Annotated in this window: 15 protein-coding genes and 3 pseudogenes; 14 read left to right on the top strand and 4 right to left on the bottom strand. The window is 70.5% G+C overall.

What is annotated here, in order from left to right:
- Positions 1-129: 129 nt before the first annotated feature.
- From MBELCI_RS15910 to MBELCI_RS15840, 14 genes and pseudogenes are all read left to right on the top strand, one after another.
- Positions 130-729 carry a head-tail connector protein gene (locus MBELCI_RS15910; RefSeq protein ID WP_021695267.1) on the top strand — a complete coding sequence of 200 codons (600 nt, stop codon included), beginning with the start codon at positions 130-132 and terminating at the stop codon, positions 727-729.
- Complete coding sequence (locus tag MBELCI_RS15905) at positions 726-1,064, top strand: head-tail adaptor protein (protein ID WP_045320337.1); 339 nt, start codon at positions 726-728, stop codon at positions 1,062-1,064. Before MBELCI_RS15910 ends, MBELCI_RS15905 begins: the two co-directional genes overlap by 4 nt.
- The gene (locus tag MBELCI_RS15900) at positions 1,061-1,471 is read left to right on the top strand and encodes a DUF3168 domain-containing protein (RefSeq protein ID WP_021695265.1); all 411 of its coding nucleotides are present in this window, start codon (positions 1,061-1,063) and stop codon (positions 1,469-1,471) included. Before MBELCI_RS15905 ends, MBELCI_RS15900 begins: the two co-directional genes overlap by 4 nt.
- 23 nt (positions 1,472-1,494) lie before the next feature.
- A complete protein-coding gene (locus tag MBELCI_RS15895; protein ID WP_021695264.1) occupies positions 1,495-1,908 on the top strand; it encodes a phage major tail protein, TP901-1 family in 414 nt (137 codons plus the stop codon).
- Entirely contained in the window at positions 1,908-2,222 is a 315-nt protein-coding gene (locus tag MBELCI_RS15890; RefSeq protein ID WP_021695263.1) for a gene transfer agent family protein, read from the top strand. Before MBELCI_RS15895 ends, MBELCI_RS15890 begins: the two co-directional genes overlap by 1 nt.
- Positions 2,219-2,407, top strand: coding sequence for a rcc01693 family protein (locus tag MBELCI_RS15885; protein ID WP_021695262.1), 189 nt, complete (start codon positions 2,219-2,221; stop codon positions 2,405-2,407). Before MBELCI_RS15890 ends, MBELCI_RS15885 begins: the two co-directional genes overlap by 4 nt.
- Positions 2,404-3,037 (top strand): annotated as a pseudogene (locus tag MBELCI_RS15880) (RcGTA-type gene transfer agent tail tape measure protein). Before MBELCI_RS15885 ends, MBELCI_RS15880 begins: the two are co-directional and overlap by 4 nt.
- Before the next feature lie 10 nt (positions 3,038-3,047).
- On the top strand, positions 3,048-3,680 hold the full coding sequence (locus MBELCI_RS15875; RefSeq protein ID WP_045320336.1) for a DUF2460 domain-containing protein: 633 nt from the start codon (positions 3,048-3,050) through the stop codon (positions 3,678-3,680).
- Positions 3,677-4,528, top strand: coding sequence for a phage/gene transfer agent baseplate hub protein (locus MBELCI_RS15870; protein ID WP_021695259.1), 852 nt, complete (start codon positions 3,677-3,679; stop codon positions 4,526-4,528). Before MBELCI_RS15875 ends, MBELCI_RS15870 begins: the two co-directional genes overlap by 4 nt.
- The gene (locus MBELCI_RS15865) at positions 4,525-4,962 is read left to right on the top strand and encodes an NlpC/P60 family protein (RefSeq protein ID WP_021695258.1); all 438 of its coding nucleotides are present in this window, start codon (positions 4,525-4,527) and stop codon (positions 4,960-4,962) included. The genes MBELCI_RS15870 and MBELCI_RS15865 overlap by 4 nt, the downstream gene beginning before the upstream one ends.
- Positions 4,962-8,875 (top strand): annotated as a pseudogene (locus MBELCI_RS15860) (baseplate multidomain protein megatron). Before MBELCI_RS15865 ends, MBELCI_RS15860 begins: the two are co-directional and overlap by 1 nt.
- Positions 8,872-9,156 (top strand): DUF7742 family protein, encoded by a 285-nt coding sequence (locus MBELCI_RS15855; RefSeq protein WP_131505578.1) that lies wholly within the window; start codon positions 8,872-8,874, stop codon positions 9,154-9,156. The pseudogene MBELCI_RS15860 and the gene MBELCI_RS15855 overlap by 4 nt, the downstream one beginning before the upstream one ends.
- Positions 9,157-9,214: 58 nt before the next feature.
- Positions 9,215-10,020: pseudogene (cysE, locus tag MBELCI_RS15850) on the top strand (serine O-acetyltransferase).
- Between the two features lie 573 nt (positions 10,021-10,593).
- Positions 10,594-11,025, top strand: a complete 432-nt coding sequence (locus MBELCI_RS15840; RefSeq protein WP_045320333.1) for a carboxymuconolactone decarboxylase family protein — start codon at positions 10,594-10,596, stop codon at positions 11,023-11,025.
- Positions 11,026-11,121: 96 nt separating this feature from the next.
- On the opposite strand, the gene MBELCI_RS15835 is transcribed toward MBELCI_RS15840, so the two are convergent.
- The 4 genes from MBELCI_RS15835 to MBELCI_RS15825 form a co-directional block, all read right to left on the bottom strand.
- On the bottom strand, positions 11,122-12,510 hold the full coding sequence (locus MBELCI_RS15835; protein WP_021695254.1) for a pyruvate dehydrogenase complex dihydrolipoamide acetyltransferase: 1,389 nt from the start codon (positions 12,508-12,510) through the stop codon (positions 11,122-11,124).
- Between the two features lie 13 nt (positions 12,511-12,523).
- Positions 12,524-12,883 (bottom strand): transketolase C-terminal domain-containing protein, encoded by a 360-nt coding sequence (locus MBELCI_RS22985; RefSeq protein ID WP_439645931.1) that lies wholly within the window; start codon positions 12,881-12,883, stop codon positions 12,524-12,526.
- Positions 12,862-13,929: a pyruvate dehydrogenase complex E1 component subunit beta gene (locus tag MBELCI_RS15830; protein WP_439645930.1), complete on the bottom strand. Its 1,068-nt coding sequence runs from the start codon at positions 13,927-13,929 to the stop codon at positions 12,862-12,864. Before MBELCI_RS15830 ends, MBELCI_RS22985 begins: the two co-directional genes overlap by 22 nt.
- 3 nt (positions 13,930-13,932) lie before the next feature.
- A partial coding sequence (locus tag MBELCI_RS15825; protein WP_045320332.1) for a thiamine pyrophosphate-dependent enzyme occupies positions 13,933-14,466 on the bottom strand: 534 nt, incomplete at its 5' end.

The following is a 14,466-nucleotide window of genomic DNA, read 5'->3' as shown; positions in this document are numbered from 1 at the left end:
CAAGCGTGTCGGCGGCGCGGTGAGCGACTTCGCGGCGATCAAGCTTCTGAAGTTCGGCATCGCCTGATGCCGGGCCGGGCCGCCTGCCGGGTGGCCGGCGCTGTTGCCGTGACGTCGAAAGGACGGGTGATGAGACTGATCGAAACGGGCGTCGTGCCCGAGACATCGCTGCCGGTCGAGGGGCTTCGCGCGCATCTGCGGCTGGGCACCGGCTTTGCCGAGACCGGGCTGCAGGACACGGGCCTCGCCGGGTTCCTGCGCGCCGCCATCGCGGCGATCGAGGCCCGCACCGGCAAGGTGCTGCTCGCGCGCGGCTTCGCGCTCGAGCTGACCCGCTGGCGCGACGCGTGCCGCCAGCCGCTGCCGGTCGCGCCTCTGCGCGCCGTCACGGGCTTCGACATGGAGGACGCGCAGGGCGTGGTGACGCCGCAGGCGCGGGGCGGCTGGCGCGCGGTGACGGACGACCAGAGACCCTATCTGGAGCCGCTGTCGGTGGCGTTCCCCGAGATCCCTTCGGGCGGCGTGGCGCGGATCGGCTTCGAGGCGGGGTTCGGGCCAGGCTGGTCCGACATCCCTGCCGATCTGGCGCAGGCGGTGTTGATGCTGGCGGCGCATTACCATGAATACCGCCACGACACCGGCCTCGGGCCGGGCTGCATGCCGTTCGGCGTCACGGCACTGACCGAACGGTTCCGGCCGCTTCGGCTCGGCGCGGGGCGCGGCGCATGAAGCCGGTGCGTCTGAACCGCGCGCTGCAACTCGAGGCGCCGTCGCGCGCCCCCGACGGCGCGGGCGGCTACCTGCGCGGCTGGAGCGTGCTGGGCACGCTCTGGGCGCGCATCGAGGCCCGCTCGGGGCGCGATCTCGACGGCATGGGCGCGGCGCTGAGCCTTGTGCGCCTGCGCATCACCCTGCGCGCGGCGCCGCCGGGATCGACGATGCGGCCCGCGCCGGAACAACGCTTTCGCGAAGGCGCGCGGGTCTATGCGATCCGTGCCGTGCGCGAGCTCGACCCCGATGGGCGGTACCTCGTCTGCGAGGCCGAGGAGGAGGTGGCGCGATGAGCTATGCGACGTCTGCGGCGCTTCAGGCGGCGATCTATGCCCGCCTTGTCGCGCATGCCCCCCTGACCGACCTCGTGGGAGAGGCGATCTACGACGCGCTGCCCGCGGGTCCGCTGCCACCGCTCTATGCCACACTCGGGGCCGAGAAGGTGCGCGACCGCTCCGACAAGACGATGGCGGCGGCCGAGCACGACCTCACCGTGAGCGTGGTGAGCGATGCGGCGGGGTTCCGCGCCGCCAAGGAGGCGGCGGCGGCGGTGTCCGACGCGCTGGCGGGGCCGATGCCGCCGCTCGCGCGCGGGCGGCTCGTGGGGCTGTGGTTCCTGCGGGCGCGGGCGCGCCGCACCGGAAGCGGCGACGCGCGGCGGATCGACATGATCTTTCGCGCGCGCAGCGAAGACGGCTGACACAACCAGAGGAGGGCCAGGCAATGGCGGCTCAGAACGGCAGGGATCTCCTGCTCAAGATCGACATGACCGGCGACGGGCTGTTCGAGACCATGGCGGGGCTGCGCGCGACGCGGCTCACGCTCAATGCCCAGAGCGTCGACGTGACCCATCTGGGCAGCGATGGCTGGCGCGAGGTGCTGGGGGGTGCGGGCGTGCGCACCGCCGCCATCTCGGGCTCGGGCGTGTTTCGCGACGCGACCACCGACGCCCGCGCGCGGCAGATCTTCTTCGACGGCGAGACGCCCGAATTTCAGGTGGTGATCCCCGATTTCGGCACCATGACCGGCGCGTTCCAGATCGCCTCGATCGATTACGCAGGGAGCCATGACGGCGAGGCGAGCTTCGAGATCGCGCTGGTTTCGGCGGGGCCGGTGCGCTTCGAGGCGGCGCTCTGATGGCCAATCCGCGCGCCGGCGAGGTGGCGGTGATCCTCGACGGGAGGCGGCGGGTCATGAAGCTGACGCTCGGCGCGCTGGCCGAACTGGAGGAGGCCTTGGGCTGCGACAGCATCGAGGCGCTTCTGGCCCGGCTCGAAGGGGGCCGCGTCTCGGCGCGCGACGTGCTGGCGCTGATCGTCGCGGGGCTTCGGGGTGGCGGCTGGCCGGGCCGGGCCGCCGATCTCGTGGCCGCCGAGATCGAGGGCGGGCCGGTCGAGGCGGCGCGTCTCGCCGCGCTTTTGGTGGCGCGCGCCTTCGGTGAGGCGGCGTGAGACGGCTCGACTTCGCGGCGATGATGCGCGCGGGCATCTGCGGGCTGGGGCTGCGACCGGCCGAGTTCTGGGCGCTGACCCCCGCCGAGCTGCGGCTGATGCTGGGGCCCGCGGGGCCTGAGCCGATGCGGCGCGATCGGCTGATCGAGCTGTGCCGCCGATATCCTGACGAGGAGAGATCATGACCGAGGACGAGTTCGAGGCGCTGGAACGCGCGATGGAGGAGGCGGGTGGCGTGGCCGCGGCCTTTTCGCAGGAGCTGGACCGGATGCGCGCGGGGCTGAGCGAGACGACCCGCGATCTGGGCAGGCTCGAGCGCGGCTTTTCCAGCGGTGTGCGCCGCGCCATCGACGGCGTGCTGTTCGACGGCAAATCCGTGGGCGGCGCGCTCAAGGGGCTGGCGGGGGCGATGTCGGGCACGGTCTACGACAACGCGATGCGCCCGGTGGCCGACGGGATCGGCGGCGCGCTGGCCCAAGGCGTGACCGGTCTCGTCTCGGGGCTGATGCCCTTCGCGCAGGGCGGGGCGTTCTCGGGCGGGCGGGTGACGCCGTTCGCGCGCGGCGGCGTGGTCTCGGGGCCGGTGCCTTTCCGATGCGTGGCGGCGCGGGGCTGATGGGCGAGGCGGGGCCCGAGGCGATCCTGCCGTTGCAGCGCGGGGCCGACGGGCGGCTTGGCGTCGCGGCGGGCGGCGGTGGCGGGGCGCGGGTGACGGTCAACATCACCACCCCGGACGCGAAGGGTTCCGGCGGTCGCGCGGGCAGGTGGCGGCGCAGATCGCGCGCGCCGTCGACCGTGGCCGCCGCGACAGGTGAGGAGGACATCATGGCATTCCACGACGTGAGATTTCCCGTGGCGCTGAGCTTCGGCGCCTCCGGCGGGCCGGAGCGGCGCTGCGAGATCGTCACCCTCGCCAATGGCTTCGAGGAGCGCAACAGCCCCTGGGCCGACGCGCGGCGGCGCTATGATGCGGGTCTGGGCCTGCGCGGGCTCGATGACATCGAGGCGGTGCTTGCCTTCTTTGAGGCGCGGCGCGGCCCGCTTCACGGGTTTCGCTGGAAGGACTGGCTCGACTGGCGCTCGGCCCCGGCCTCGCGCCCCATCGAGGAGCTCGACCAGCAGATCGGCACCGGCGACGACGCCACCACGGCGTTCCGCCTCGTCAAGCGCTATGGCACCGGCGCGGCGGCCTATCTGCGCCCGATCACCCGGCCCGTCGCGGGCAGCGTTCGGGTCGCGGTGGACGGTGATCCGGTGCTCGAGGGCGCGGGCGTCGAGATCGACCACGCCAACGGCCTCGTGCGGCTCGGCGTGGCGCCGCCCATCGGCGCGATCGTCACGGCGGGGTTCGAATTCGACGTGCCCGCGCGCTTCGACACCGAAACGCTGATCGGCTCGGTGGCGAGCTTTGAGGCGGGCACGCTGCCCGAGATCCCGGTGGTGGAGATCCGGGCATGAGCGGCTTTGACGATCACCTCGCGGGCGGCGTCACCACGCTGTGCCGCGCCTGGGCCCTGCGGCGCGCCGACGGGCTCCTGCGCGGCTTTACCGATCACGACCGGGCGCTGTCCTTCGACGGCATCGATTTCCGCCCCGAAACCGGGATGAGCGCCAGCGCGCTGGTGCAGGGCGCGGGGCTCGCCGCCGACACCTCCGAGGCGCTGGGCGCGATCTCGGATTCGGGCATCACCGAGGCCGAGATCGCCCAAGGCCGCCTCGACGGGGCGGAGCTGCGGATCTGGCGGGTGAACTGGGCCAATCCCGCCCAGCGCGCGCTCGAATTCCGGGGCCGCCTGGGCGAAATCCGCCGCGACGGCACGCTGTTCCGGGCCGAGTTGCGGGGCCTGTCGGACCTGCTCAACCGCCCCGGTGGTCGGGTCTATCAGAAGCGCTGCGACGCGGCCTTCGGCGATGCGCGCTGCGGCTTCGACGCTTCGCGGCCGGGCTTTACCGAAACTTGGCCTCTGGCGCGGGCCGAGGGCGGGACGCTGCGCTTCGACTGGACCGAGGGCCCCGAGTCGGGCTGGTTCGCGCAAGGCCGGGCCGAGGTGATCGACGGCCCCGGCGCGGGGCTCTCGGCGCCGATCCGCGAGGACCGGCTCGCGGATGGCGCGCGCCTCGTCGAGCTGTGGCAGCCGATCTGCGCCGACCTGCCCCCCGGCACCATGCTGCGGCTCGTCGCGGGCTGCGACAAGCGGGCCGAGACCTGCCGGCTTAAATTCGACAACTTCCTGAACTTTCGCGGTTTTGCGCATCTGCCGGGGACCGACTGGCTGATGGCGGTGCCGCGATCGGGGGGTGCATGAGCCGCATCGTCGAGGTGGCGCGCGGCTGGATCGGCACGCCCTATCTGCACGGGGCCGCGCGGCGCGGCGCGGGCTGCGACTGCCTCGGCCTCGTGCGCGGCGTCTGGGCGGCGCTCGAAGGGGACGAGCCGGAGCCGGTGCCCGCCTATCCGCGCGCCGAGGCGCGAAGTGACGAGATCCTGCGCGACGCGGCGGCGCGGCACCTGCGCGAGATCGCCTGCGCCGAGGCGCGGCCCGGCGATCTGTTGCTGTTTCGGCTGCGCGCGGGGCGTCCGGCGCGGCATCTGGGGCTTCTGGCCGATGGCGCGGACGGCACGGGCGGCCCGAGCTTCATCCATGCCTATGAGGGGCACGGGGTGGTCGAAAGCCGCCTCACACCCCCGTGGCGGCGGCGCATCGCCGCGTGTTTCGCACTGACGGAAAGGATCGGCTGATGGCGACCATCGTGTTCGGAGCCGCCGGGATGGCGCTCGGCGGCTCAATCGGGGGCAGCGTGCTGGGCCTCTCTGGCGCGGTGCTGGGCCGGGCCGCGGGGGCGGCGCTGGGCCGCGGCATCGACGCGCGGCTTTTGGGCGGCGGGGCCGACCCGGTCGAAACCGGCCGGGTCGAGCGGTTTCGCCTCACCGGGGCGGGCGAGGGCGAGCCGATCGCCCGGCTCTGGGGCCGGATGCGGATCGGCGGGCAGGTGATCTGGGCCTCCGAGTTCGAGGAGCGGCGCGCCACCTCGGGCGGCGGCAAGGGCGCGCCGAAACCCGAAGTGGTCGAGTTCTCCTACGCGGTGAGCCTCGCCGTCGGGCTGTGCGAGGGGCCGGTGACGCGGGTGGCACGGATCTGGGCCGACGGGGTCGAGCTTGGCCGCGACGAGATCACCTGGCGGCTCTATGAGGGGCGCGAGGACCAGCTACCCGACCCCGCGATCGAGGCCGCCCTCGGGATCGGTCTGGCCCCCGCCTATCGCGGGTTGGCCTATGTGGTGATCGAGGATCTCGATCTTTCGCGCTTCGGCAACCGGGTGCCGCAGTTCTCCTTCGAGGTGCTGCGCCCTTCGGATGTCGCCGACCCCGCGCGGGCCGAGGACATCGCGCAGCTGGTGCGCGGCGTGGCGGTGATCCCCGGCACCGGGGATTACGCTCTGGCGACGACGCCGGTGCATGTCGGGGCGGGGTTCGGCGAACGCCTGCCCGCCAATCTGCACGGGCCGAGCGGGCCGAGCGACGCCGACGCCGCCCTCGACGATCTGGTCGAGGAGCTGCCCCGCTGTGGCGCCGCCTCTCTCGTGGTGTCGTGGTTCGGTGACGACCTTCGGGCCGGGCAGTGCCGCATCCGCCCCAAGGTCGAACAGGACGAGGCCGAGGGCGAGGAGATGGCGTGGCGCGTCTCGGGGCTGACCCGCGACAGCGCGCTGCCGGTGCCGCGCGTCGAAGGCCGCCCGGTCTATGGTGGAACGCCTTCGGACCGCGCGGTGATCGAGGCGATCCGCGCGATGGCGGCGCGCGGGCTGGAGGTGACCTATTACCCGTTCATCCTGATGGATCAGCTTGGCGGCAGCGGCCTGCCCGACCCGTGGGGCGGGGCCGAGCAGGCGCCTTTGCCGTGGCGCGGGCGGATCACCACCGCGCTGGCCCCGAACCGGCCCGGCACCACCGACCGCATGGTGGCCGCCGAGGCCGAGGTCGCGGCCTTCTTCGGCGCGGCGCGGGCGGATCAATTCACCGTCACGCCCGACGGCCCGGTTTACGACGGCCCCGAGGATTGGGGCCTGCGCCGCTTCGTGCTGCATCAGGCGCATCTCTGCGCGATGGCGGGCGGGGTCGAGGCGTTCTGCATCGGCTCGGAACTTGTCGGCCTCACCACGATCCGCGGCGCGCATGACAGCTACCCCGCCGTGGCGGCGCTGCGCGATATGGCGTCGGAGGTGCGGGGCATCCTCGGGCCGGATGTGAAGCTCTCCTACGCCGCCGACTGGACCGAGTATCACGGCCACCAGCCGGGAGGGGCGACCAAGCGGTTTCACCTCGATCCGCTCTGGGCCGACCCGAACATCGATTTTATCGGCATCGACAATTACATGCCGCTCTCGGACTGGCGCGACGGCTGGGACCATCTCGACGCCGCCGACCACCGCTCGATCTACGATCTCGATTACCTCACCGGCAATGTCGCGGGCGGCGAGGGGTATGACTGGTTCTACCATTCGCCCGAGGCGCGCGCGGCGCAGATCCGCACGCCGATCACCGATGGCGACGGAGAGCCCTGGGTTTGGCGCTACAAGGATCTCAGAGGCTGGTGGGGCAATGCGCATCACGAGCGGATCGACGGGGTGCGGCAGGACGCGCCCACCGTGTGGCAGCCGGGGTCGAAGCCGATCCGCTTTACCGAGCTGGGCTGCGCCGCCGTCGATCGCGGCACCAACCAGCCCAACAAGTTCCTCGATCCGAAATCCTCGGAATCCTCGCTGCCCCATCATTCGCGCGGGCATCGCGACGAGCTGATCCAGATGCAGTATCTGCGGGCCATGCACCGCCACTTTGCCGATCCGCAGGCCAACCCGGTCTCGGAGGTCTACGGGGCGCCGATGCTCGACACGGATCGGATGCTGGTCTGGGCGTGGGACCTTAGGCCCTATCCGTGGTTTCCGGGCCTGTCCGAGGTCTGGAGCGATGGCGCGAACTGGGCGCGCGGGCACTGGATCACCGGTCGCACCGCGCATCGCGACCTCGCCTCGGTGGTGGCCGAGATCTGCGCCGGGGCGGGCGTGACCGAGATCGACACCTCGCGGCTCTGGGGCCTCGTGCGTGGCTATGTCGCGAACGGCACGCAAAGCGCGCGGGCGCTGTTGCAGCCCCTGATGCTGGCGCATGGCTTCGACGCGGTGGAGCGCGACGGGACATTGGTGTTTCGCACGCGCGACGGGCGCACGGATGCGGTGATCGACCCCGGCGGGCTGGTGCGCGACCGCGCCGACACCCCCGCCTTCGAGGTCGCGCGCGAGGGGGACGCGGCGCTGCCGGGCCGGGTGCGGCTCGGCTATGTCGATGCGGCGGGCACGGGGGCCGTGGCCAGCGTCGAGGCGGCGGTGCCGGGGGGCGACGCGCGCCATGTCGAGGCGTCCGAGCTGCCGATGGCGCTCACCCGGGCCGAGGCGCAGGGGATCGCGGCGCGCTGGCTCGCCGAAATGCGGCTGTCGCGCGAGAGCGCCGCCTTCGCGCTGCCGCCTTCGGCGCATCCCTTGGGCGCGGGCGACGTGGTCGAGATCGCGGGCGAAGGCTGCGGCGGCTGGCGCATCGACCGCATCGAGCGCACCACCCATGCGCAGGTGGAGGCGGTGCGCTGCACGCCGGACCTCTATCTGCCGCAGCCCGCCGAGGACGAGCCGCATCTGCCGGGGGCCTACGTGCCGCCGGTGCCGGTCGAGGGGGTGTTTCTCGACCTGCCGCTGCTCGCGGGCGACGAGATCCCGCACGCGCCGCATATCGCCGCCACCGCCGATCCATGGCCCGGCGCGGTGGCGCTGGTGCGCGGCGTCGAGGATGCCGATCACCGGCTCGACCACGTGCAGCCCCTCGCCGCGACCATCGGCACGACGCTGACCTCGCTCGCTGCCGCGCCGTCCGGCCTGTGGGATCACGGCCCGGCGCTTCGGGTGCGGCTGGTGCAGGGGCGGCTCACGAGCGCGGGCGAGGCGGCGGTGCTGTCGGGGGCCAACCTCGTGGCGATCGGCGACGGGACAAGCGATCACTGGGAGGTGCTGCAGTTCTTGCGGGCCGAGCCGGTGGCACCGGGGGTGTATGACCTGACGGGCCGTCTCAGGGGGCAGGCGGGGACCGATGCGGTGATGCCCGACATCTGGCCGGTGGGCAGTCGGCTGGTGCTGCTCGACGGGGTGCCGCGGCAGATCGGCCTGCCGCAGGCGGCGCGCGGGCTTGAGCGGCATTACCGCTATGGCCCGGCGCGGCGGCCGGTGGGCGATCCGAGCTGGCGGCACGAGGCCCGCGCCTTTGCGGGGATCGGGCTGAGACCTATGCGCCCGCGCATCTCGCGGCGCGTGAGACGGGGGGCGAAACGGGGGGCGATCTGGAGATCTCGTGGGTGCGGCGGGCGCGCAGCGGCGCCGATGCCTGGGCCGGGCGGGATGTGCCGCTCGACGAGGCGCGAGAGGCCTACCTGCTACGCGTTCTCGACGGCGGCACGGTGCTGCGCGAGGTGGAGCTCGGCGCGCCGTCCTACCGCTACACCGCCGCCGCGCGGGGCGCCGACGGGGCGACGGGTCCGCTGGTGGTGCAGGTGGCGCAGATCTCGGACGCCTTTGGGCCGGGGCCCTTCGCTTCGCTCACCGTGCAGCCATGAGGCCGATCCTGCCGGGCTGTCTCGACCGGGCCGTGGCGGCGCTGCTCGCGGTGCCGCCCGCTGCGCGGCCACGGCTTGCCGCCGACATCGTCACCGAGGCCCGCGCCGCCGATGCGTGGCGCAAGCGGCAGGGCCGGGCGCATCCGCTCTGGGGCGATGGATCGCTGATGTCGGCGGCGCTGCGCCACCCCGCGCGGCCGCTGCCGCCATCGCTGGGCCGCGAGGCGCGCGCCGCGCTGCGGCAGGTGCTCGATGCCCTTGACGCAGGCCGGGGGCTTTGATCTTGGCGACGGGGCCCTATCTGGGCTAGACAAGACGCGGCATCAGGAGGCCATGGCGATGGCGATACCACAAGCGCAACTAGCCGAGATCGACCCGGTCTGGAGCCGTATCCGCAGCGAAGCCGAGGAGGCTGTCGCCGCCGAGCCGCTGATGGGCGGGCTGATCCATTCGGGCGTGCTGCATCACAAGAGCTTTGCCTGCGCGCTGGCCTACCGGCTGTCGCTCAAGCTTGCCTCGGACGAGATGCCCGCGCAGATCCTGCGCGAGATCGTCGACGGGGCCTATGGCGCCGAGCCCGAGCTTGTCGTCTCGGCTCGCGCCGACCTCGTCGCCACCTATGAGCGCGACCCGGCCTGCCACCGGTTCCTGCAGCCGCTGTTCTACTTCAAGGGCTATCAGGCGATCCAGCCTACCGGCTCGGTCACTGGCTCTGGATGCAGGGCCGGCTCGATCTGGCCTATTTCGTGCAGATGCGCGTGTCCGAGACCTTTGGCGTCGACATCCATCCGGCGGCCAAGATCGGCCGCGGCGTGATGATCGACCACGCGCATTCCGTGGTGATCGGCGAGACGGCGGTGGTGGGCGACAACGTGTCGATGCTGCATTCCGTGACGCTTGGCGGCACCGGCAAGGAAGAGCAGGACCGCCATCCCAAGATCGGCAACGGCGTGCTGATCGGGGCGGGGGCGAAGGTGCTCGGCAACATCCGTATCGGCGACTGCACCCGCATCGCGGCGGGATCGGTCGTGCTGATGGACATTCCGGCCTGCAAGACCGTGGCGGGGGTGCCCGCGCGCATCGTCGGCGAGGCGGGCTGCGCGCAGCCCTCGGTGTCGATGGACCAGACGTTTCGGGGCGAGTGACACGCCGGGGCGGTGGTATGGATCGCCGGGACGCTTGGCAACCTGAAGGCGATTACCTTCGGGGCTGGCGCGATCGCCGCGCCCCGCTCTAGTCAAACATGCGGAGCCTATGAAGGGCCGGGCGCATCGGTCACGACCGATGTGATTTCCAGTAGCGGAAAAGACGCCTCAGCAGGAACTCGGCCAAAGTAAAGGCGGCCGGTATGCCTATATACCATACGAACCATTCCCATTCTCTGTCTTCTTCGAGCCGTTGGAGGACAATCAGCATGACGAATATCGCGACAACATGTAGGATAGAGATCACCCAGTTCCTCATGACGGCTCCATGGCTGCGAGGTGGCTTTGATGCATCCTGACACGCGTCATGGTTGCGCGCTATCGCCGATTTGCAGGGTCAGGAACAGGGCTGCGCTTACCCCGGCAAGGCGCGCCGCGACGGTTTCGAGTGAAACGGCTCCGGTTTCGTGATATCGTCGAACTCCGAGACACGGCAAATTTTCGGCTTTCGCCGGGAAGTTTCGCGGCGACTGGCTCAATTCCACGTATCTTGAACCTCATGGGAGAAAATCCATGACACGCATGATGATGGCTGTCGCGATCGCATGTGCCGGAGGGATGGCTTCGGCGCAGGAAACCGGAAACGAGATGGCGGAGACGGCGGGCGACCAAGGGCCGCCGGAGTTCTTCAGCAGCATCTATCCCGAACACGCCTTCGACGAGGCAATGGCGCTCTATGGCGCGCTGCAAAGCGAGGAGGCGGCGCTCGATCCCAAGACGCGCGAACTGGTTGCGCTCGCGGTCGCCGCGCAGATCCCCTGCGATTACTGCGTCTATGCTCACAAGAAGAACGCAATGAGCGCAGGTGCGACGGAGGGCGAACTGCGCGAGGCGGTGGCGATCGCCGCCAATGTCCGCATGTGGAGCACCATGCTCAATGGCATGGATTACGACCTCGCGGCGTTCAAGGCCGAGCATGACGAGATCATGCCGCCAACCAACTAGCAGACCGGGGCAGGCTCGAAGCTGTCTCTTACACGCGACGAAAAGGGCCGCGCTCATGGAGCGCGGCCCTTTGTCGATGGCGTTGGGATGGGGCCGTCAGGCCAGCATCACCATCGGGTTTTCGAGCGCGTCGGCGATCTGCTTGAGCAGCTCGGCGCCCATCGCGCCGTCGATCACCCGGTGATCGACCGAGAGCGTCACCGACATCACCGTGGCCACCTCGACCTCGCCTTCGGCATTCACCACCGGCTTTTTCACGCCGGCGCCGACCGCGAGGATCGCGCCATGCGGCGGGTTGATGACGGCGTCGAAATTGTCGATGCCGAACATGCCGAGGTTGGAGATCGCGAAGCTGCCGCCCTGATACTCGTGCGGGGCCAGCTTCTTGTCGCGCGCGCGCTTGGCCAGATCCTTCATCTGGGCCGAGAGCGAGGACAGCGAGCGGCTTTCGGCGTCGCGCAGCACGGGCGTGAAGAGCCCGCCTTCGATGGCGACGGCGACGGCCACGTCCGATGGCTTGAGCTTCAGGACCCGGTCACCGGCCCAGACGGCGTTGGCGTCGGGCACCGCCTGCAGCGCCAAGGCCGAGGCCTTGATGATGAAGTCGTTGACCGAAAGCTTCACGCCGCGGGCTTCGAGCTGCTTGTTCAGCTGGGAGCGGAATTTCAGCAGCGCGTCGAGCTTGATGTCGCGGCGCAGGTAGAAATGCGGGATGGTCTGCTTGGCCTCGGTGAGACGGGCCGCGATGGTGCGGCGCATCCCGTCGAGCTTGACCTCCTCGTAGTCGCGATCGGCATACATCTTGCGGATCTGTTCGGCCTGCGCGCCGGGGGCGGCGGGCTCGGCGATCGGGGATTTGCCGGTCTCGGCTTTCGGCTCCTGCGCGGCCTTCTCGGTGGACGAGGCGGCAGCGGCGGGCTTCTGGCCGGGCTTGGCGCTCTCGACATCGGCCTTGACGATCCGGCCGTTGGGGCCGGAGCCCTGGATCTGGCTCAGGTCGAGGCCCTTGTCGGCCGCGATCCGCCGCGCCAGCGGCGAGGCGAAGACGCGGTCGCCGGAGGCACCGGAGCCGCCCGAGGAGGCCGGAGCGGCGTCGCCGCCCTTGGCCTGCTGCGCGGCACCGGCATCGTCGCCATAGCCCTTGGCGGGCAAGGTCTCGGCCTTGGGTGTGGCGGGTTCGGCATGGCTGTCGGCATCGCCCTGCTTGGGTTCGGTTGAGGCGTCGATGTCGTCGGCGCTCTCGCCATCCTCGAGCAGCACGGCGATGGGGGTGTTGACCTTCACCCCTTCCGTGCCCTCGGCGATCAGGATCTTGCCCACGACGCCCTCGTCGACGGCCTCGAACTCCATCGTCGCCTTGTCGGTCTCGATCTCGGCCAGAAGGTCGCCGGAGAAGACGGTGTCACCCTCCTTGACCAGCCATTTCGCGAGCGTGCCTTCCTCCATGGTCGGCGACAGCGCGGGCATCAGGATTTCCGTTGGCATGTCTCGCGCTCCGTTACTTGTAGGTCACTTTGCGCACCGCCTCGACGACCTCGTCGGTCGTCAGCAGCGCGTGCTTTTCGAGGTTCGCCGCGTAGGGCATCGGCACGTCCTTGCCCGTGCAGTTGATGACCGGCGCGTCGAGATGGTCGAACGCCTCCTGCATGATCACCGAGGAGATGTAGTTGCCGACCGAGCCCTGCGGCCAGCCTTCCTCGACGGTGACGCAGCGGTTGGTCTTCTTCACGCTCTCGAGAATCGCGTCGGTGTCCATGGGCCGGATCGTGCGCAGGTCGATCACCTCGGCCTCGATGCCGTCCTCGGCCAGCTTCTCGGCCGCCGCGAGCGCATAGGTCATGCCGATGCCGAACGACACGATGGTGACGTCCGTGCCCTCGCGGGCGATCTTGGCCTTGCCCAGCGGATGGTGAAATCATCGAGCACCGGCACCTCGAAGGAGCGGCCATAGAGGATCTCGTTCTCGAGGAAGATCACCGGGTTCGGGTCGCGGATCGCTGATTTCATCAGGCCCTTCGCGTCGGCGGCGGAGTAGGGCATGACGACCTTGAGGCCGGGCACCTGCATGAACCACGCGGCGTAGTCCTGGCTGTGCTGCGCGCCGACGCGGGCGGCAGCACCGTTGGGGCCGCGGAACACCATCGGGGCGCCCATCTGGCCGCCCGACATGTAGAGCGTCTTGGCCGCCGAGTTGATGATCTGGTCCATCGCCTGCATGGCGAAGTTGAAGGTCATGAACTCCACGATCGGGCGCAGGCCGCCAAAGGCCGCGCCGACCGCGATGCCGGCAAAGCCGTGCTCGGTGATCGGCGTGTCGACGACGCGCTTGGGCCCGAACTCGTCCAAGAGACCTTGGGAGATCTTGTAGGCGCCCTGATACTCGCCGACTTCCTCGCCCATGAGGAAGACGTTGGCCTCGCGGCGCATTTCCTCGGCCATCGCGTCGCGCAGCGCTTCGCGGACCGTGGTGGTCTTGGTCTCGGTGCCCTCGGGCCAGTCAGGCGTGCGCGGCGGTTTCGGTGCCGCGGCGGCAGGCGAGGAGGCGGCGGGGGTGTCGGCGGGGACGGTGTCCTTGGCCTCGGCCTTGGTCTCTTCCTTGACCTCGGTCTTGGCCTCGGAGCCGGTGTTGCCGCCGGCGCTCTCGGCGGCGGAGGCGTCCTCGCCCTCTTCGAGCAGCACGGCGATCGGGGTGTTCACCTTCACGCCCTCGGTGCCTTCGGCGATCAGGATCTTGCCGACGGTGCCTTCGTCGACGGCCTCGAACTCCATCGTGGCCTTGTCGGTCTCGATCTCGGCCAGGATGTCGCCGGAGGAGACGGTGTCACCCTCCTTCACGAGCCACTTGGCGAGCGTGCCTTCCTCCATGGTCGGGGAGAGGGCGGGCATCAGAATTTCGGTCGCCATGGATCAGGCCTCCTGCGGGGCTTCGTCAGCGTAGATGTCGGTCCAGAGTTCCTCGAGCGCGGGCTCGGGGCTCTCCTTGGAGAACTCGGCGGACTCGTTGACGATCTCCTTGATCTCCTTGTCGATCGCCTTGAGGTCGTCCTCGGTCGCGTGCTGGCCGCTCAGGAGCACTTGCCGGATCTGCTCGATCGGGTCGCGCTCCTCGCGCATCTTCTGCACCTCCTCGCGCGAGCGGTACTTCGCGGGGTCGGACATCGAGTGGCCGCGGTAGCGGTAGGTCTTGATCTCGAGGATGTAGGGGCCCTTGCCCTCGCGGCAGTGCGCCACGGCGCGCTCACCGGCCTCCTTGACCGCCAGCACGTCCATGCCGTCGACTTCCTCGCCCTTGATGCCGTAGGCGGCGCCGCGCTCCCACAGCGACGGCGATTTGGTCGAGCGCTGCACGCTGGTGCCCATCGCATACTGGTTGTTCTCGATCACGAAGACGACCGGAAGCTCCCACAGCTGCGCCATGTTGTAGGTCTCGTAGACCTGGCC

This window comes from Limimaricola cinnabarinus LL-001 (assembly GCF_000466965.1).
GTDB classification, from domain to species: domain Bacteria; phylum Pseudomonadota; class Alphaproteobacteria; order Rhodobacterales; family Rhodobacteraceae; genus Limimaricola; species Limimaricola cinnabarinus.
This window is presented reverse-complemented; position numbering and strand designations above follow the sequence as displayed.